Genomic DNA, 18,958 nt, shown 5'->3' on the forward strand with positions numbered 1-18,958 from the left:
CGTCCGTTTTCTAAAACAACGGCCAAGCAGTGATGTAATCGATTACATCACCATGCTAAAAAAATCCGCCCGTTCCCCGCATTGGACGGGAGAGCGCTGCCCGCCCCTTCAGGCAGAGCGCCCTCCTCCACACGAATCGCGGATGACAAGCCGGTCGGGAAGAACGAGCTGACGTCGCTCGACATCGATTCCTTCAATGAGCCCAAGCAACAACTCCATCGCTTTTTGCCCGATCTCAAACATCGGCTGGGCGATCGTCGTGAGGCTCGGTTCAAAAATCGAGGCCATTTGAATGTCGTCAAATCCGACAACAGCCACATCGTCGGGAACGCGTCCGCCTCGATGGCGAACCGCCTTGATCGCCCCAATCGCCATCTCATCGTTGGCGGCGAAAATCGCGGTTGGCGGCTTCTCAAGAGCGAGCAGCTTCAACGTTAAATTATATCCGGACTCATAGGTAAAATCGCCTTCCTGCACGAGCGCGGCGTCCGCCTCAAGCTCATGCTGGGCCAGCGCCTGTTGGTAGCCGCGCAGCCGGTCGCGGCTTAAAATGATGTTCATTGGCCCGGACAGGTGGGCAATGCGGCGATGGCCGAGGCGGATCAAATGTTCGGTCGCCTTGCGGGCGCTGCTGATGTTGTCGATCGAAACGGTCGGGATGTCCGCCCCTTCCAAATACTCACACGCCAAGACGATCGGAAACTGCCGCGCCATCTCTTCCACCAGCTCTTTGCGGATGCGGGCGGTCAAAAAAATCATCCCGTCGACTTGCCGCTGCGGCAGCAAATTCAAATACTGCTCCTCAAGCCGGACATCGTTTTGCGTATCGCCAAGCAGCACTTGATAGCCGTGCTCGAGGGCGACCGCTTCAATGCCGCGCAGCACCTTCGAGAAAAACGGATTCGTAATATCGGGCACGACGACGAGCACCGTCTCGGTCTCCATCCGCCGCAAATACCGGCCGAGCACGTTCGGCTGGTAGTTCAGCGCTTCAATGGCTTCGAGCACGCGCTGCCTTGTCTCTTCGGTGACGTTGCCCGCGTTGCGCAGCACGCGCGATACGGTCGCCGTCGATACGTTCGCCCGTTTCGCCACGTCTTTTATGCTTGCCATTCGTTATAGTCCTCTCAGTTATGTAATCGATTACATCTCCATCGTATATGAAAGACAGGGCGGTTGTCAAGCGTTGTTTTTCCTATCCGTCTTAGACATGGTTTGCCCCTTTCTCATAGGCTAAAAAGATCATCCCGCATCAAGAAAGCTTCTACGCAAGCGTAAGCATGAGATGAATCGATGCTTCCTATCTCCAACCGCAGGCGTAGGCGGGACAGCGTTCAAAACTTAGGCTCTATGCAGTTTCGCTTTTTCCCCGTAGAGCTGCGCAAGAAACATTGGCGGGATTATATTCGGCATGACAATCCGATGGCAGCTGCCCTCCTCAGCAAAATGAGGTATACTGAGAGTGAGAAAGTCGAGTTGAAAAAAGAGTTTTTGCGCATGTTGGTGCGATAGTTGGGAGAGGAGAACTCCATGGAAATTAGAAAACCAAACGATTTGGAATACAAAAAGATTTTATCACTCACACCACAAGCATTATTCGATGGCACATTAGGCGAGGCAAAACCGTCAGATGAAAAAGTCAAACAACTGATTGAGCCATTATTGCAGAAAGGGAGCTATTATTTGATCGCAACGGAAGGCAATCATCTCATGGGTTGGATTTTAATCGGAGCAAGCCAAGACCCGCTCACTGAGAAAATATATGGATTTATCTACGAATTGTTTGTGTTAGAAGAATTTAGGGGAAAGGGAATTGCAAGGAAATTAATAGAAACCGGCATCGAACATCTTAAACAGGATGGATATTCAGAGATTCGTTTACAGACCCGTGAGCGAGAAAGCCCTCTCCTTGAGGGGTGGGATGAAAGCGAGCCGTTTTCTTCATATTGAATGATTCTGAAAAAAATGGTATCCTGTCATCGCCATAAGGAGGTGAATCCATGCCGACCATCACACTAAAGCTGGAGCTGCACAAACCAACGAAAGTCAAACAAGACATGTACGAACGGATGACAGAAGTGAATACAGCGTTTGCGAATTGGCTGTTGAATCATCCCGAGCTGAATCAAGCGACGAGCAAACTATTTAAAGAGTTTTCGTCGCAACGGTTTCCTTCTGCTGTCGTGAATCAAACGATTCGAGAAGTGAAGTCCCAAAAGAAAAACCAGAAAACAAAGAAGTTTCGAACATTATGGTGTTGCTTTAACAATCAAAACGTAAAGGTTGAAAAGAAAGGAGAGTTCTACACCGTTTCATTCCCAACATTAGAGAAGCGAGTCGGTGTGCCGGTGGTCACGCGTCCCTATCAAGAAGCATGGCTGAATCGATTGTTGGACGGAACAGCCAAACAAGGGGCAGCCAAGCTCTACAAAAAGAGAAAGAAATGGTACTTGGCTGTTGCGATCACATTTGAAGTGGAGCCGCGACACGAAACAAAGGTGATGGGGGTTGACCTTGGGCTTCGCTATATCGCCGTTGCCAGCGTGGGAACGAAATCGTTGTTTTTCAAGGGCAGCCAATGCGCTTTCATTCGCCGACGATATGCGGCTTTGCGGCGAACGTTGGGCCAAGCGAAGAAGCTCCATATGGTTCGCAAAATCGGCCGTAAAGAGTCCCGCTGGATGAAGGATCGAAACCATAAAATCAGCCGTCAAATCGTCCGTTTTGCCCTCGCCAACGGTGTTGGCGTGATTCGGATGGAAGAGTTGACAGGGATTCGGAAACGGGCAACATCCATGAAAGAAGCGGGGCGGAATCTTCATTCATGGGCGTTTCATCAGCTGCAAACGATGATTGCTTACAAAGCCGAAATGTCGGGCATTCGGGTCGAGTGGGTGAATCCGACCTACACAAGCCAAACTTGTCGTTGTGGCTATCGAGATAAAGGAAACAGAAACGGCATCCACTTCCAATGCCAAAAATGCGGATATACGATTCATGTCGATCTGAATGGCGCCATCAACATCGCCAAAGCGATTTCGGGTTTGAGCGCCTAACCTAGCGCACTGGTCACAGGTGCGCCGCCCATCGGGGTACATCCTAACCCGATGGGATGGGCTGATGACACAGCCCCGAACTTGGGCGTTGTCCGAACCAGAAATGGATGAGGACGCGAACGACCCAAGAATCCCACGCCCTTTAGGCGTGTGGAGTGTCAAGTAACAGACATCGACACGCACATCCGCTACGAAACGCCGTCGAAGGAAAAGTTGAAGTTGGTGAATGGGGAGTAAGCAAGAAAGCGAGGCTGTCCGAATGAATGGGACAGCCTCGCTTTTTGCACGTTATTGTTCACTCGTGACCGTAACCGCCAACCCGTCCGCATCATAGGAAAGGGCAATCACAAGGCCGTCTTTGTGAAATGCGAGTGCAGGCGGGTAGCCTTGGCCAGAATCGGACTGTTCATACTGGTTTCCAAATAGGGTGATGAGCTGTTGTTTCAGATTGTTGTAAATCGCTGTGAGCTGATCGTTTGTATACTCCTGGCCGGCATCGAACGAGTAGCCGTAGAAGGCAAGCTTTCCGTTCTCAAATCCATAGACGAGCAGCGTATGATATCCGAAAAGAGAAGTCGAATAGACCCAGGCTTGGCCGCCGTCTATATTTTCTTGTAGGATAAATTTTGCGGTTTCCAACTTCTTGACTTGGGAAGTGGACATGCCGAGTTTTACTCCACGGAACAGTTGCTCCATTTTGACTTGATTGAGTTTTGCTTTGGACGGCGTTTCGTATTTTACCCGGGCATCGCGATCGACATAATATCCGCCGCCTAAACCTAACATGCCAGGTTTAAACGTGTAAATGCGATAGACTCCACCGGCTTTTAACGTTTTTATGTAAACTTTCTTCTCTCCTTGTAACTTATAAAGCTCGGTATCTTTTAAAACGGTCAACTTGCCGATCTGTCCCTGCACCAATTCCATGCCGTTCCACCAAACTTTTGCTTGCGCATCGTGGACGTGAAATGGCGACAGAAGGATTCCGGCGCTTAGCGCTGAGACTGTTAGAAATTTTTTCATGATCTTCATAAAGTATGCTCCTCTCTCACGAAAATGGAAGAATAATATGATCCATTTTACCCTATATTTCGCCCTTAGCCAAGTGGGCGCGAAGCTTGTTTGACGAAATTTCGAAATTTGCACAACCAAAGCGTCCTCTTTTTCTTTGAAATCATTCTTTTTTCTCTTTTCTTTTGATGGAAAGATATCTATGATGAAAGAAAAAGAGAAAGGAAGGAGCGGGCGGAAGTGAGGAAATGGGTGCAGACGGTGGCAATCGGAATGCTGTTGGCTGCGGCCGGATGGCTTTGGATGCCGAGTTCATCAATGGTCAAGGCGGAGGATTGCGGGGAGCTTGTCGGAACGGAGAAAGTGTGGTGGGACGGGGCTGAACTGAAGCCCGGACAAATCGGCCGGTTGACGGTGGTGGCGCGGACAGAGCTATGGTTGTCGAACAAAGCAGTGAAGACGCTGCCAAACGGTGCGGTGTATCGCGTGTACGCGTTGCGCGGCGGCTATTTTGATGTCGGCCGAGGATATGGGATCAAGAACGATGCCCGCGTCCGCTATGAAACGCCGTCAAGAGAGAAGTTGGCCGCTGCTTTATGCGTGCAGCGGGCGAAGGCAAACATGGCCGATGTCACGATGAACGGGGTGGCGATCGGCGACTCGCGCGCCAAGGTCGAAGCGATGTACGGCAAGGCGAAGCGGAAGACAAAAAACGCCTACGGCCTATATTGGGAGGCGTATGATCAGGGCGGTTACAAAAACTTTTTGATGGTGAGCTATGACCGTGATCGGGTGGCGGCGATGTACACGAACCAACCGATCGTCCAAACGAAAAAAGGAACGGGCATCGGAACGGCGAAAACGGTGGTGGAAGCGCGCTACGGCCGGCCGCTCGCCTTCATCCAAAAAAAGGATGCCGTCTACAACATTCAAAATGACGAATACGGGATCTATCTTGTCAACGGCCGCTACATCACCTTCTTTTATGACCGGTACAACAACAACCGGGTGGATGGCGTGCTTGTCGTCAATCGGGCGCTCGAGGATGAAAAGCCCGGGTTTTACGGAACGGCGACGGAGGAGTTGCGCGCTGCCTATGAATATCAAATTTTTGATCTGGTGAATGCTGCGCGCCGTTTGCACGGGCTTCCGGCGCTTGTCTGGGATGCGAAAGCGGCGGCGGCCGCCCGTGAACATAGCGAAGATATGGCGGTCCATCACTACTTCTCTCATACGAACTTGCAAGGATTGTCGCCGTTTGACCGCCTGAAGCGCCATGGCATCACTTATCATGTCGCAGGGGAAAACATTGCCTACGGCCAGTACGATGCGATTTTCGTCCATGAAGCGTGGATGCACTCGCTCGGGCATCGGCAAAATCTTTTATACCCGGACTTTACCCGCCTCGGCGTTGGGGTGGCGTTCAATTCATTCAATCAACCCTACTACTCTCAAGAGTTTTATACTCCGTGACCGCGGATGATCCTTTCGCTTCTCAAGAGCGTCCCAGCAGTGCTGGGACATTTTTTTGACAAGATAAATGGAAAAAGATCCCCCTTTTTGTAGAAGTTTGTCGTATAATAGAATCGATTGCAACAAAATGATAGAAAGAGAGGAAAAGGGGACCAGTGGGAAAAGCGAAGAACATCATCCGCATTGGGGTCGGGGCGGTGTTGGCCGCATGGACGGCGCTGCAAGCGACAGAAGCGGATGCCGGGGCGAACGTCGTCTACTGGGAAGGCATGCGCCTTGTGCAGGGGCAAATTGGAAAATTGCAGATCGTGAAACCTATTAATCTATGGAAACGGGAAAACGGGACGCTGACGTTTGTCCGCGTGCTGCAGCCTGGAGAACAGTACCGGGTGTATTCGTATGACGAGGCGTTTGGCGGCCAATACGGGGTTGGCGGTGGATATTACGTCACCAATATCAAAGGGCATGTTGTGTATAAAACGCCGTCGAGGGAGAAGCTGAAGCTTGTCAATCCGGGGAAGTATGGGGCAAGGCAGCTGGCGGTCGGCACGGTGGTGAAGGAGGCGTCGGCGCGCGTGGCGCCTGGGGTAGAAAAAGAAGAAATGGAAATTGTCGGCGCGCGCGGCAAGCAACACGTGTACAAGCTTGACATCGATACGTCGAATGAGAGGCTGGCTATTGAGACGGCGCTGTCCAATGATCAAGTGCTTGGCATCGAACCGGTGCTTGAGCAGGCAAAACGGTACGATGGCCGCGACGGGACGGTGTTGGCGGCGGTGAACGGCGATTATTTCAAAGAGGATGGTTCGCCGACCGATTTGATGGTGCACCGCGGGGAAATCGTGATGACGAATACGACGCCGGCGGCGGAACGGACGATTTTTGGTATCAGCGCTGATGGGAAGCCGATGATTGGAAACCCAGATGTTCAAATTGGCGTTCGAATTGGACAAGGAAGCCCATACCCCATCGATGGCATCAACAAGCCGCGGCGCGCTCATCAGCTAATTTTGTACACTCCATATTTCGCTGCTTCCACCCAAACGAATGCCCTTGGTACGGAAGTCGTGCTGACGAATGTACAAGGGGTGTTGAACGGGAATGGAACGGTCACCGGAACGGTGAAGAAAGTTGTAGTCGGTCAAGGCGATGAACCGCTCCAGCCTGGAGAGCTCGTGCTATCGGGCCATGGCCGGGCTAGCGACTATTTGCGGCAGGCGAAAGAAGGGGATGCGGTGGAAATTTCCCTTCAGTATGACCAGCCCGAATGGAGTGGGGTGAAAGAAGCGCTCGGCGGCCGATACCGGTTGGTGGCGGATGGCCAAGTGCAGTCGTTTTCGATTGAAGGGGTCCATCCGCGTACAGCCGTCGGCATTGACCGCAACGGCAACGTCATGCTCGTCGTTGTCGATGGCCGTCAACCAGCTCATAGCCAAGGAATGACATTGAACGAGCTGGCCAAGCTGATGCATGAGCTTGGCGCAGTCGATGCGATGACGCTCGATGGCGGCGGTTCTTCGACATTTGTCGTCCGCCAGCCAAACGGGCAGCTCAAAGTCGAAAACAAACCGTCTGATGGAATCGCACGGCCGGTGGCGAATGCGCTTCTTGTTGTGTACAAAGAGACGCAAGAGAACGGGGAAAGCGAAGAAGTGCTTGATGATTTTGAAACGGAGTCGAAGTGGAATGCATCGGGCGTCAACTATGTGGGGGCGGCGGTCGAGCGGACGATGGAGAAGGTGAGAGAAGGAAAGCAGGCGCTGAAAATTTCATACGATTTCCGCGGGATGCCAGGGACATCCGGCGTCTATGCTAGTCGGGAGGAAGCGATTTGGATTTCGAAACGGCCGCAAGCGATTGGCATGTGGGTGTATGGAGACGGAAGCGGCCATTGGCTGCGCGCCCAGCTGCGGGATGGAAGCGGGCGCCGCATCTGGATCGATTTTGCCCGCCATGTCGATTGGACCGGTTGGAAATATGTGCAGGCCGCTGTGCCTAGCGATGTCGCGCTTCCGCTCATGCTGGAGATGCCGGTGCGTTATATGGAAACGGAAGCGGGGCGGAAAAACGCCGGAGCGATTTACATCGACGGCCTTCGCGCCATCTTCCGCTGATGCGCTCGCCTCCCCTGCTTGCCTAGAAGGATGGTGAATGAACAAGGGATGTTGCTCATCGATAGGGGTTCCTAAATCGAGAAAGTCCTTGCATGCTGCTCTTCTAGGCATTTGCATTTCTCTGAAAAGTATTGTATATATTATAAAACGAGTGGATAGGCAAACCGCAAGGGAGGCAAAAGCTTGACAATGGACGAGCAAACGTTGTTGGAGCAGTTGCGGAAAAATCCGCCGAAGCTGGTCGGAGGATATAAAAAACAAGGATGGGCGATCAAAGTGTTGGAGCGAATCGCCAATCCGGATGTGGAAGACGAAGGAGACGGCCGGGTGACGGCCAAAGCGGTGCTGCGGGCGCAAGACGGCACGTATTACCCGGCTTTTTTAACGATTGACCTCAATCAACAAGGAAGAGTCGTCGGCGTCTATTTTATCGCTGAAAACAAGGAACAGTTCGATTTGATTCCGTTCGAATGGGCGAAAGAGTTTCTTGGCAAGCCAGAGCAGGAAATCGTTCCGTTTCGCTACCGGACGCTGAGCAAAATCGACGGCGACAAGCAGCAAACCCATTGGCCGGACTTTAGTTGATCAAGGCTGGCTCTGACAGTCAAAAAGGTGGCTGAAGAGTCGGCCTTATTTTATGCTTTGAAGGGCTTAAGTTCGATTTTTTTCAGAACATATTTTCATCACAACTTGGCGAGGAGACTCCAACTTCTAAGCGTTAGCGAAAGTTGGAGAGGAATCGCCTTCTCTCCTTTCCACATAAAATTTAATTTTCACTAATTTTATGTTATACTATCAGGCGTGTTGATTATCCAATAAAATCCAAAGGGTATAGAAAAAAGAGCACCTTTCCTGTAGAATGTGAGTAACGACACAAACAAACCCAGGAGGTGCTCWCTATGAACAAGCATACCACACTCCCGAATTTGATGCAAAAACTTGTTTCGGATGAAGAGATTCAACTGATTGCCGAAGCGGTTGGGTATCGTGATTCGTCTCGAACCTTTACGTTGCGCGAGTTGATTCACTTCTTCCTGCTGGCCGCCATGCATCAATGGAAAAGCTTTCGCCACGGAGCCGATGTGGGGCCTCTGTATGGATTGCCGCGATTCCATTATTCAACTGTATCCAAGAAAGCGAAAGAAGTTCCCTATGACATCATGAAACGCTTGTTGGCGTTGATCATTTCCAAGTGCAACCGCCAAACCCGCCATTCGCTTCGGTTTCCCAAACCGCTTCGGGTGGTGGATTCGACGACCGTCACGGTCGGGAAAAACCGCCTGCCATGGGCGCCGTATCACGGCGAACGCGCCGGAGTGAAGCTGCACGTCGCGTATTCGCCGGAATCCTCGTTGCCGGCAGACGTGGTGGAAACCATCGGACTGCGTCATGATGGCCCGGTGGGAGAACAGTTGACGAACGCTCAACAAGTGCTGGTGGAAGACCGGGCGTATTTCAAAATCGAACGCCTCGATCGATTTGTGGAGCAGCATCAGCTCTTTGTCATTCGGATGAAAGACAACATCGAACTTCATCAGAAAAAAAGCTTGAACCGCCTTCCGAGCGCATCTTCATCGGTTCAAGCCGACTTCACGTGCCAGTTGGGGACGAAACAATGCCGCTCCACCAAGCGTCACCGGGTGGTGATCTTTCGAGATGCGAATGGCCGCGACATTCGGGTCGTGACGAACCTCTTCCATGCGTCTGCGGAAACCATTGCCGACATGTACCAACAACGTTGGACTGTTGAGGTCTTTTTCCGTTGGGTGAAGCAATATCTGAATGTCCCGACCTTGTTTGGCACGACGGAAAATGCGGTATACAACCAACTGTTTGCGGCGTTCATCGCGTATGTGTTGCTGCGATGGCTGTATGATCAAACCAAAAAACAGACGAACGTCTCTCTTTCCTTCATTTCGTTTGTTCGCCGTTTTTTCTCTGGGCAGCTTCCTCTCGATTGGAAATCCGGGATGGCCGCTGCTTTGTTTGAGTATGCCCAAATTTATGGAAGGCGTATGTATAATTTTGGATAATCAACACTCGTGTTGTACAAAGTTTCACAATTTAATGTCCCATTTAAACGGGAAGGTATTTACTTTTTGTACAATAGTCATACGGGTGCTTTTGTTAAGCTCTCTGAAGAGTATAGGGAATCTGTTAGAAAAATAAATCAGGGTCGGTTTAATGAGGTGCCAGATAAGCATCTAGATGATCTAAAAGCAGCTGGATTTGTGGTTGAAAAGTCCAAGGATGAAATAGGTTTATACAAATATTTAACAAATTTGAATAAATTCAGAAACGATTCTTTTGGATTAACAATTGCAACTACTTTACAATGTAATTTTAGATGTCCTTATTGTTATGAAAAACATGAGGACGAATATTTATTTCAATTGCTGGTTTTCTTGTCTTAACTGTTTATTTTCGTTGATGAGTTTTTCGATGGTCTGTGCTTGACGTTCGATGTTTGCCACCATGCTTTCGAGTGTGAAGACCGCTTCTTGGAAGCCAAAAGCAACATTTGCCATTGTGTTCACCTCCCATGTCTATGATGGTAATGAGTATAGACAAGGAAGGTACGAACAAACCGGCTCTCGTAAATTTTTTCTATGTACGGGCTGAATAGTTACAAACAGAGTCTTTATTATCATTTAAAGTATAGTAATATGTTCATAAAAATAAAAAATCTCTAACACTTCCCTATCTGCATTTAGATAGAGGTGAGTGAATCTTCGGAACATCCGTCCTGCCGCTTGGCTACCTTGAGTCAACAGCCAACGAGGCCCTCCCGCAGCAACATCCTTCCGAGCGGCGTTACGGTTTCAGCCATGGGCGCCCCCCATTGTACGCGCACCTGCTCGCGGACATGCAGCCGTTTCTCGCCATCCTAAAGCACCATTGAGTCGCTGGAACAGTGCTGCTGGCACGGACCAGCTTTTGTTTGATCCACAAAAAATCGCCTCTTCCCCGCCGATTCGCTGGAAAAGAGGCGATTTCTTCTTACGACTGGCTGCTTTCTCTCGCTTTTAAGGCGACAGATACGGTCGTCTCAAACCCGTCGCGGTAGATGGTCACTTTAATCCGGTCGCCGACCGATGTTTTCGTATACAAATATTTACGCAAGGCGCTGACGCTGTCGATTTTGTCGCCGTTGATCGCGACGATGACGTCTTTTGACTTCAACCCGGCATCGGCCGCCGGCGAGAACGGTTCGACCGACGTGATGGCCGCACCATATGTCACGTTGGACGGCAATTTCAGTTCATCAGTGCGGACGTCATCGGACAAATCGGCCACATCGACGAGCTGTACGCCAAGGTACGGGCGTTTGATTTTCCCGTCTTTCATGAGCTGTTCGACAATCGGTTTGACATTTTCGCTTGGGATCGCAAAGCCGAGCCCTTCGACGCCCGTTTCCGCGATTTTCATGCTGTTGATGCCGATCACTTGACCCGCGCTGTTAATGAGCGCCCCACCGCTGTTGCCCGGGTTGATCGCCGCATCAGTTTGAATGACGTCGATTTCCCAATCGCCGGCTGATGTGGACACCGGCATCGTCCGTTTGCCGCTGACGATGCCTTCCGTCACCGTCCGCGACAAATCAAGCCCGAGCGGGTTGCCGATCGCCGCCACGGGTTCGCCGATTTGCACTTTCGACGAGTCGCCGAAGCTCGCCACTTTCGTTACGCCATCGGCTGGGATTTTCAAGACGGCCAAATCGGTCAACGCATCCGCGCCGACGATGTCGGCTTTCACCTTTTTGCCGTTCGGGAGCGCCACCTCCACTTTGTTCGCTCCTTCAATGACATGGTTGTTCGTCACAATGTAGGCCACATTGCCTTCTTTTTTAAAGATGACGCCCGAACCCGTTCCCGCTTCTGTATCTTGTGCTTGATCAGAGAAAAAGTCCACTTGCTTCTGAATGTTGACGACTCCGACGACCGCATCGGCGACTTGATTGATCGCCGCGATCATGTTGGTCTTCGTGCTCGAGGTCGGCTGCAATGGCAGCGCCTCGCTTTTTGCGGTCGTTTCCGCCGCTTCCGTTTGGGAATGGGTTTCGCCGTGAATCCATTTCGGCGCTACATACCATGTCGCCGCGCTGCCGATCACCGCCCCAGCGACGGAAGCGGCAAGCCACGATACGAAGCGGCCGCGGCGTTTCGGCTGCGGAGTTGGTGTTGGTTCAAATGGCATCATGTCCATTTGTCATCTCCTCCTTTATCATGAATGGTCATCCATAACCAAACATTGGACAGCTTCGAGCGAATGCCGACAAAGCAACGGAAAGGCGGATGAAACACAACCATGTCTCCTACATCCATCGGTCTTACACAAAGACAAGACGATCCTTTCCGCCGCTTTTCCATTTGCGCCGTACAATGGTTGAGCTGCATGTTCCGTTCCATCTTTCCAAAATCGCATCTGACGATTTTCCGATTAGACCGTCTCCGGCGCGGCGGGCGTCCGCTTTTGCTTCCGCCTGCGCCCAGCTGCGAGCGTGCGAATCGACAAGTAAATGCCCGTCGCCGTTAAAATGATCATCGCCACTGCGGCAAGATCGACCGCCCAACGGATGTCGAGCGAGCCGATTCGCCCTTCGTGCAGCTGGCGGATGAACATTCCAAGCGACGTCCCTCCCCCTTCAGCGCGCGGCGCCACCGGTGCGGCGGCTGCTCCTCCGTCAGATGCTTGTCCCGCTCTGAACGTGCCGCCTTCTTGCATGGCGCGATGCATCTCGCCGCGTTCGGTCTGGCCGATGAGCCATGGTTCAGACAGAAGCAGGCCCGTCACCGCCTCAACAAGCAAAAAGATCGAACTGATCAATCCAATCCAAAGATGCAAATTCCTCATTTTCCTCATCGCCGTTTTCCTCCTTTTCCTCTTCGCCCATCATCATAACCAAGGAAAGTGAAAAAATGGTGAAAATCCTTCCCTTCCATTAGCGAGCGAAGCCAAGCGCACAGCTTTTTCACCGTTTTTTCACGGATGTTTGGTATGATAAAAACAAGGAAGCTGGAACGGGAGGAAAGGCGATGAAAATTTTGCTTGCGGAAGATGATCTCCATTTAGGGGAATTGATTGTGCATTTATTAAAAAAGAAAGGAATCGACCATATCGATTGGGTTCAAGAGGGCGAAGACGCATACGATTACGCGATGGCGGAGTTTTACGACGTCGTCGTGCTCGATTGGATGCTTCCAAACGGCGATGGGGTGGACATTTGTCGGCGGTTGAGGCAAAACGGCTATACGGGCGCGATTTTGATGTTGACGGCGAAAGACGCTGTGCAAGACCGCGTCACCGGGCTTGAAGCCGGGGCGGATGACTATTTGATCAAGCCGTTTGAAATCGATGAACTCGTCGCGCGCTTAAAAGCGCGCGCACGGCGCACGTTCGTCCCGCTCCAAGAGGAAAAAGTGACGTTTCACGGCTTCACATTGAACCGGACAAGCCATACGCTGCACCGCGGCGATGAAGAAATTTTCCTCACCCCGCGCGAGTTTCAGCTCCTTGACCTGCTCGTGCAAAACCAAGGCCAAGTCGTTCCGCGGGAGACGATTTTGGACCGCGTCTGGGGCTGGGATGCGGATGTGTCGATGAAAACGATCGATGCAACGATCAAACTATTGCGCAAAAAGTTGAAAGACGATGTCATTCAAACGGTGCGCGGGGTGGGATATAAAATTGATAAATCGATGGAATGAATGGCGCGACTGGCTGCGCCGCTTAGGAAGCGCCGACTTGTTCCGCCGCGCCCATTGGCGGCTGACGGCGCTCTATAGCGGCATTTTCACCTTGTTTCTCGCCTTGTTTATCATGATCGCCGCTGCACTGTTTTACTGGATCACCACGTCCGATCAAGAGCGGCGCATCACCCGCCTCGCCGAGCAAGAGGCGAATACGATCGAGCAGTTTTTACTGAAGCAGAGCGATTTTGACTTGTTTAATGATGAAAGCGTCGTCCTACTTAGTGAAGATCAACTTTTCTTTTACGTGATCGGCCCAAACGGCGACCTGCTCGCCGGGGATGAAATTCATCCGCGCCTGCGCCCGTATTTTTTGAACGTCTTGTCCCGTATGGACACAGGCGAGCGCACCCCTGTGTATGTGACCGTGTCGCTGCCCGAGCATATGCCAGGCCTCGCCCGCGCCGCCGCTCGCGACTGGCGGGTGCTCGCTGTTGCCCATCCGCTTATCATTCATGGGGATTTTGCCGGCATGCTTTATATCGGGATGGACGTCACGTCGTTTTTCGGGGTGTTCCATTGGCTGCTCATTGTGCTCATCGGCCTGGCCGTTCTGTTTCTCGCCGGCGGGATGGCGCTTAGCTACTTTATGTCCAAGCGAGCGCTCATCCCGATTGAAGAAGCATACGAGCGGCAGCGCCAGTTCGTCGCCGACGCCTCGCACGAACTGCGGACGCCGCTGAGCGTCGTCTTCTCGTCCGTGGAGGCGCTTGCGCTGGAAGATGATGTGATGAAAAACGACTTCGCCCGCCGTTTGCTCGACCGCCTGCGTGAAGAATTGAAGCGGATCACGAAACTGATGAACGACCTGTTGACGCTCGCCCGCGCTGATGCGAAGCACGCCTCTTTGGAGCTGGCGAAACAAACATTTGATTTCCGCCCGCACGCTGAGCGCACGTTTCAGCTCGTGTCGGAACTCGCGGCGAAAAAGCAGATCACGATGCATTTTCACGCCCCAGAGCAGGCGATTGTCACCGCCGACCCGGACAAATTGACGCAGCTGTTGTACATTTTGCTCGACAACGCGATCAAATACACTCCGGAAGGCGGAGAAGTGACATTGTCGATCCGCACCGAGCCGAAGCAGTTCGTCCTTTCCGTCAAAGACACCGGCATCGGCATCCCTCCCGAGGACATCGGCCGCATTTTCGACCGCTTTTACCGCGTCGACAAAGCGCGCTCGCGCCAACAAGGCGGCCACGGCCTCGGCCTGTCCATCGCCAAATGGATCGTTGACGCCCATGGCGGCACGATCCACGTCCAAAGCCAACTCGGGCAAGGATCGGAATTTCTTGTCCGTCTGCCTGTCTAAAAGGGAGGTGAAAAACCATCGTTTTCCCATCATGCAGCGGTCTTCGAGGGAATGCAAAGGTTAAGGTTCGCAAACTTTCTCTATTTGAGAACCCGCATTTTTGTGCCGCGTTTTCTATTAAATCACCGTCCTTCTCAGTTTTTGCGCTTACCGTCATCGACAGCCGACAAGGCGTTCATGCTTTCCTCTAAGTCAAAAGGTGTCCCAAACGGATCGGGACACCTTTTGCTCATCATGACCAGATGAACGGTTGAACCTTATATTTTACCATACCTTAAAGATGAATTGATCATTTCTACTTGTTGCAAGCATATGTTGTTTATGTTAAGATGTAAAACGAAATGACCAAAATGTCCATTTAGTCAAAAACAAAGGATGAACGCCCATGTCAGATAAAAAGAAACAAATTATTGATGCAGCAACCAAGTCGTTTTCACTTTTTGGTTATAAGGCGACGACAATGGATCAAGTGGCGAAGATGGCAAAGGTCGGGAAAGGAACCATTTATACGTTTTTCAAAAGCAAAGAAGAGCTGCTTGAGGATATTGTTTCTTCCGTCATTTCCGAAATTAAGCGCGAGGCGGATGCGGCGATTGATCATCGCTTACCGTTTAATGAAAACGTACAACGAGCCTTGCAGCGTATCTTTACGTTTCGCAAAGAGCATGAACTGACAATAAAACTTTTACAAGAAGTTCGTGATATTGGCACGCCAGCTGTACGGGACGTGATGAAGCGGCTTGATCGCGAAATGATCGCTTACATTCGTGAGAAAATTGAAGAGGCGATGGCAAAAGGTGAAGTTCGTTCTTGCGATTCGGAGTTAATGGCGTTTTTAATGTTTAAAATGTACATTGCTTTAAACATTGATTGGGGAAAAGAGCACGAACCATTGTCTCAACAAAAGATTGCCGAACTGTTTGATTTATATTTGTTAAAAGGATTGTCTCCATGATGGACCTTCTCTTTTTTATGAAAAAATGACTAAATGGACAAATTGGTCAACGTTTTTACAAAAGGAGGTTAAGCATGTGCACGCATTTCAATTATGGATGCAAGAATTGAAAGCAGTCACATCCAATCGGAAAGTGCTTATTCCGATTATGGCTGTATTATTTATTCCACTTCTATACAGCGGCATGTTTTTATGGGCGTTTTGGGATCCATACGATCATTTGGACGAACTTCCTGTCGCCGTGGTAAACAAAGACAAAGGGACAACGTTTGAGGGGAAAGAGTTTCATCTCGGCGATGATCTTGTTGAAAAGTTAAAAGAAAAAAAACAGTTTGATTGGCATTTTGTAAACGAACGTGAAGGGGAAAAAGGATTAAAAGAACAAAGGTACTATATGCTCATTCAAATCCCTGAAGATTTTTCACAAAATGCGACGACGTTACAAGACGATCATCCGAAAAAACTTCAACTTATTTACAAGCCCAATGAAGGGTTTAACTTTTTATCCGCCCAAATTGGCGGAACAGCGGTTGAAAAAATCAAAACAGAAGTAGCCAAAACGTTAACGGAAACGTACGCAGAAAATATGTTTGAAAACATTCAAACATTAGCAGATGGGTTAACAAAAGCGAGCGATGGGGCAAAACAATTACATGATGGTCTCGGCGAGGCAAAAAATGGAACAAACAAACTGTATGATGGAATGAAAAAAGCGCAGGATGGAGCAAAAGATTTGCATCATCATTTAGCGACACTTGCCGAAAAATCCATTGCCTTTACTGACGGATTGCATCAAGCAACCAATGGTTCCGCGCAAGTTCAAACAGGTGTTCAAATGCTTGACAATGGGATGAAACACATGGTGGACGGGCAAGGGCAGCTGCTCGCCGGAGCAAAACAAGCGCAAGAAGGAACCGCGAATCTTGCTTCAGGTGCAAAACGTGTATATGAAGGAATGCAAGCACTCGATGCCCGCATGTCGCAACTTTTGCAAGGTTCGGAACAATTAAGCGGGGGAGCCGAAAAGCTAGCAACATCACTTGCACAATGGCAACAAGGGGCGACTCAAGTTCAAACAGGGGCGACTCAAGTAACAGGTGGGCTTGAACAGTTAGCGGCGCAGCTTGATGCACTCATTGCTCAAACCTCAAATCCAACGCAAAAGGCTGTGTATGAGCAGCTAAAAGAAAATGTTGTAAAATTATCATTAGGAAGCAAACAAATCGAAAATGGCATTGCTCAGTTAAACGATGGAGCCAAAGCATTACAATCAGGAGCAGCATCGTTAAGCGGAGGGGCCAAACAGCTACATGAAGGACATATTGCCCTCGATCAAGGAGTAAACAAATTGCTTTCTGGGCAACAACAGCTTGTAAATGGCGCAAATGCACTTGCGAACGGCCAAGAAAAGCTTGTCGCAGGCATGAATACGTTACACGAAAAAATGAAAGAAGCGGAACAAGGAGCTGACAAACTCGCGAATGGCGGCCAAACACTGACCTCTGGTCTGCAAGTGCTTGCTCAAGGAGCTGATCGGCTGCAAGACGGCGCCCATCAATTGGCCGATGGTTCGCAGCAACTAGCAAGCGGAATGAATGAATTAACGAGTGGAACAAGGGATTTGCAAGATGGTATGAATCGACTGACAGACGGGTCGGAAGAACTAGCGGATAAGTTAAAAGAAGGGGCCAAAAAAGCAAGCGACGTAAAAGCAAATGAAGACGTATACGACATGTTTGCAGAACCGGTGAAAGTAAAAAATGAAAAAGTGAATGAAGTGCCAAACTACGGAACAGGATTTACACCATATTTCTTGTCGTTAGGATTGTTTGTTGGGGCGCTTTTACTTTCGATTGTCTTCCCGCTTCGCGAACCAGCGGGGGTTCCACGTTCGCCATTTCATTGGTTTTTCGCTAAATTTGGTGTACTCATTGGTGTTGGTATTTTGCAAGCGCTCCTGGCCGATAGCGTATTGCTTTACGGACTTGACTTACAAGTGAAAAGTGTTCCATTCTTTATCTTGTTTAGCGTCGTCACAAGCATTACTTTTTTATCTGTCATTCAATTTCTCGTCACAACCTTCGGGGATCCGGGACGGTTTATTGGGATTGTCGTATTAATTTTGCAATTAACAACAAGCGCCGGAACGTTCCCACTCGAGTTAATTCCGCGTTCGTTGCAGCATTTTAACGCATGGCTCCCAATGACCTATTCTGTTTTCGGATTCAAAGCGGTCATCTCAAGCGGCGATTTCTCATTTATGTGGGAAAACATCGGTAAGTTGCTACTGTTTATCGTCGCCATGATGGTTGGAACGATGGCGTATTTTACGATGCAACATCGCCGGCAATTTGCAACGGCCGTCGAACAAGCTTCTGAGGCATAATATGCTTCAGAAGCTTTATTTTTCACCTCACATTTCGCACCCTTCCAACGAAAATCGGGAGGATTTTTTTCGTTCTGATATCAAATGAATCGTTGATGCACAAAGAAAAGTGAAGGAGTTTTTCTCTCATGGATGTGCAAATCAAAGAGGTCTATCGTAGTTATTATTTGAAAATATAATAAGTGCTCTAGTCAAAAAAACTGGGCCTCCCCACACCTATCAAGTTAAGAATTCGAGCCTTTGTGCATCGTTAAAAACATGGCATCCTTTCTAGCGAATACTCTTTGTTAGAAAGGATTTTTTCTATTCTGTAGATGAGCAAATTCACTAACATAAATTGACAACCAAACAAAAAAGGAGACATGAACCGGACTCCTTGGTTAAAATAGATGTGCTAACCAACCATTCACAAGGAGGTTCATGTCTCATGAATAGATTAGCACATCATCAAGGAATCCACAAGTTTTTCTTCGCATTGGGGTTGGCATTGCATTTCTCGAAGCCGGTTCTGAAGCATCTCATTCATATCGTCGATGCCTTGACCACCAAGGGATTCTCGGGAACATTGACTGATATTCATCACTGGGGCTTTCATCCGAATCATCGAACGACGCTCAGTCACTTTTTCACGAAAAGCCCTTGGAACGAGGAAAGGCTGCTTGGGAAGCTTCAAGAGTGGATCCTTTCCCAGGTCGAACGACTGGCCAAACGGAAAAATCAACCCCTTTTTKTTTCAATTGATGATACGATTTGCCAAAAAACGAAGCCTTCGTCACGGTCTGGACACGCCATTCAAGGGTGTGATTGGCAATACTCGCATAAAGATCAGCTTTTGGTTTGGGGGCGTTCGCTCGTTTGGCTGATGGTGCACACCTTCACGCAAGCGKTTCCGTTCGCGTTC

The 18,958-nt window shown here is 49.9% G+C and carries 16 protein-coding genes and 1 pseudogene; 12 read left to right on the top strand and 5 right to left on the bottom strand.

The genetic code is table 11. The features are described from left to right. Positions 1 to 108: 108 nt before the first annotated feature. Positions 109 to 1,113 (bottom strand): LacI family DNA-binding transcriptional regulator, encoded by a 1,005-nt coding sequence (locus tag B1A75_RS11395; protein ID WP_079936210.1) that lies wholly within the window; start codon positions 1,111 to 1,113, stop codon positions 109 to 111. A gap of 237 nt (positions 1,114 to 1,350) precedes the next feature. Here B1A75_RS11395 and B1A75_RS20285 point away from each other — a divergent pair. From B1A75_RS20285 to B1A75_RS11410, 3 genes and pseudogenes are all read left to right on the top strand, one after another. Next, positions 1,351 to 1,509, top strand: a pseudogene (locus tag B1A75_RS20285) (DUF4351 domain-containing protein); the annotation flags it as partial. A gap of 21 nt (positions 1,510 to 1,530) precedes the next feature. Beyond that, the gene (locus B1A75_RS11405; protein ID WP_079936211.1) at positions 1,531 to 1,950 is read left to right on the top strand and encodes a GNAT family N-acetyltransferase; all 420 of its coding nucleotides are present in this window, start codon (positions 1,531 to 1,533) and stop codon (positions 1,948 to 1,950) included. A 50-nt stretch (positions 1,951 to 2,000) separates the two neighbouring features. After that, positions 2,001 to 3,056 (top strand): RNA-guided endonuclease TnpB family protein, encoded by a 1,056-nt coding sequence (locus B1A75_RS11410; protein WP_079936212.1) that lies wholly within the window; start codon positions 2,001 to 2,003, stop codon positions 3,054 to 3,056. Positions 3,057 to 3,344: 288 nt separating this feature from the next. Here the strand turns inward: B1A75_RS11410 and B1A75_RS11415 are convergent, their stop codons facing one another. After that, positions 3,345 to 4,088 (bottom strand): hypothetical protein, encoded by a 744-nt coding sequence (locus tag B1A75_RS11415; protein WP_079936213.1) that lies wholly within the window; start codon positions 4,086 to 4,088, stop codon positions 3,345 to 3,347. Positions 4,089 to 4,307: 219 nt separating this feature from the next. On the opposite strand from B1A75_RS11415, the gene B1A75_RS11420 reads away from it, so the two are divergent. From B1A75_RS11420 to B1A75_RS11435, 4 genes are all read left to right on the top strand, one after another. Further along, positions 4,308 to 5,540 carry a CAP domain-containing protein gene (locus B1A75_RS11420; RefSeq protein ID WP_079936214.1) on the top strand — a complete coding sequence of 411 codons (1,233 nt, stop codon included), beginning with the start codon at positions 4,308 to 4,310 and terminating at the stop codon, positions 5,538 to 5,540. 155 nt (positions 5,541 to 5,695) lie between these two features. Continuing rightward, positions 5,696 to 7,654 (top strand): phosphodiester glycosidase family protein, encoded by a 1,959-nt coding sequence (locus B1A75_RS11425; protein WP_079936215.1) that lies wholly within the window; start codon positions 5,696 to 5,698, stop codon positions 7,652 to 7,654. A 183-nt stretch (positions 7,655 to 7,837) separates the two neighbouring features. After that, positions 7,838 to 8,239: a hypothetical protein gene (locus tag B1A75_RS11430; protein ID WP_021321954.1), complete on the top strand. Its 402-nt coding sequence runs from the start codon at positions 7,838 to 7,840 to the stop codon at positions 8,237 to 8,239. 314 nt (positions 8,240 to 8,553) lie between these two features. Next, a complete protein-coding gene (locus tag B1A75_RS11435; protein ID WP_079936216.1) occupies positions 8,554 to 9,687 on the top strand; it encodes an IS4-like element IS5377 family transposase in 1,134 nt (377 codons plus the stop codon). Between the two features lie 351 nt (positions 9,688 to 10,038). Here the strand turns inward: B1A75_RS11435 and B1A75_RS19915 are convergent, their stop codons facing one another. The 3 genes from B1A75_RS19915 to B1A75_RS11445 all read right to left on the bottom strand — a co-directional run bounded on the left by B1A75_RS19915 (position 10,039) and on the right by B1A75_RS11445 (position 12,517). Next, complete coding sequence (locus B1A75_RS19915) at positions 10,039 to 10,182, bottom strand: hypothetical protein (RefSeq protein WP_176202410.1); 144 nt, start codon at positions 10,180 to 10,182, stop codon at positions 10,039 to 10,041. A gap of 472 nt (positions 10,183 to 10,654) precedes the next feature. Then, complete coding sequence (locus B1A75_RS11440) at positions 10,655 to 11,860, bottom strand: S1C family serine protease (protein ID WP_079936217.1); 1,206 nt, start codon at positions 11,858 to 11,860, stop codon at positions 10,655 to 10,657. 234 nt (positions 11,861 to 12,094) lie between these two features. Beyond that, positions 12,095 to 12,517, bottom strand: coding sequence for a PepSY-associated TM helix domain-containing protein (locus B1A75_RS11445; RefSeq protein WP_074043273.1), 423 nt, complete (start codon positions 12,515 to 12,517; stop codon positions 12,095 to 12,097). Positions 12,518 to 12,690: 173 nt separating this feature from the next. Between B1A75_RS11445 and B1A75_RS11450 the strand changes: the two genes are divergently transcribed. The 5 genes from B1A75_RS11450 to B1A75_RS11470 all read left to right on the top strand — a co-directional run. Next, complete coding sequence (locus tag B1A75_RS11450) at positions 12,691 to 13,362, top strand: response regulator transcription factor (protein WP_079936218.1); 672 nt, start codon at positions 12,691 to 12,693, stop codon at positions 13,360 to 13,362. Further along, entirely contained in the window at positions 13,343 to 14,716 is a 1,374-nt protein-coding gene (locus tag B1A75_RS11455) for a sensor histidine kinase (RefSeq protein ID WP_079936219.1), read from the top strand. The genes B1A75_RS11450 and B1A75_RS11455 overlap by 20 nt, the downstream gene beginning before the upstream one ends. Positions 14,717 to 15,101: 385 nt before the next feature. Then, positions 15,102 to 15,671: a TetR/AcrR family transcriptional regulator gene (locus tag B1A75_RS11460; RefSeq protein WP_074043276.1), complete on the top strand. Its 570-nt coding sequence runs from the start codon at positions 15,102 to 15,104 to the stop codon at positions 15,669 to 15,671. 76 nt (positions 15,672 to 15,747) lie between these two features. Beyond that, positions 15,748 to 18,057, top strand: coding sequence for a YhgE/Pip domain-containing protein (locus B1A75_RS11465; RefSeq protein WP_079936220.1), 2,310 nt, complete (start codon positions 15,748 to 15,750; stop codon positions 18,055 to 18,057). A gap of 427 nt (positions 18,058 to 18,484) precedes the next feature. Next, positions 18,485 to 18,958 (top strand): transposase (locus tag B1A75_RS11470; protein WP_139761728.1); only part of this gene is annotated, 474 nt, incomplete at its 3' end.

Source organism: Geobacillus sp. LEMMY01 (assembly GCF_002042905.1).
Lineage (GTDB): Bacteria > Bacillota > Bacilli > Bacillales > Anoxybacillaceae > Geobacillus > Geobacillus proteiniphilus.

Coding starts and splice junctions, on each gene's coding strand:
- B1A75_RS11410 (WP_079936212.1), top strand. CDS start 2,001: ATGCCGACCATCACACTAAAGCTGGAGCTGCACAAACCAACGAAAGTC.
- B1A75_RS11440 (WP_079936217.1), bottom strand. CDS start 11,860: ATGGACATGATGCCATTTGAACCAACACCAACTCCGCAGCCGAAACGC.
- B1A75_RS11395 (WP_079936210.1), bottom strand. CDS start 1,113: ATGGCAAGCATAAAAGACGTGGCGAAACGGGCGAACGTATCGACGGCG.
- B1A75_RS11445 (WP_074043273.1), bottom strand. CDS start 12,517: ATGAGGAAAATGAGGAATTTGCATCTTTGGATTGGATTGATCAGTTCG.
- B1A75_RS19915 (WP_176202410.1), bottom strand. CDS start 10,182: ATGGCAAATGTTGCTTTTGGCTTCCAAGAAGCGGTCTTCACACTCGAA.
- B1A75_RS11450 (WP_079936218.1), top strand. CDS start 12,691: ATGAAAATTTTGCTTGCGGAAGATGATCTCCATTTAGGGGAATTGATT.
- B1A75_RS11435 (WP_079936216.1), top strand. CDS start 8,554: ATGAACAAGCATACCACACTCCCGAATTTGATGCAAAAACTTGTTTCG.
- B1A75_RS11405 (WP_079936211.1), top strand. CDS start 1,531: ATGGAAATTAGAAAACCAAACGATTTGGAATACAAAAAGATTTTATCA.
- B1A75_RS11415 (WP_079936213.1), bottom strand. CDS start 4,088: ATGAAGATCATGAAAAAATTTCTAACAGTCTCAGCGCTAAGCGCCGGA.
- B1A75_RS11460 (WP_074043276.1), top strand. CDS start 15,102: ATGTCAGATAAAAAGAAACAAATTATTGATGCAGCAACCAAGTCGTTT.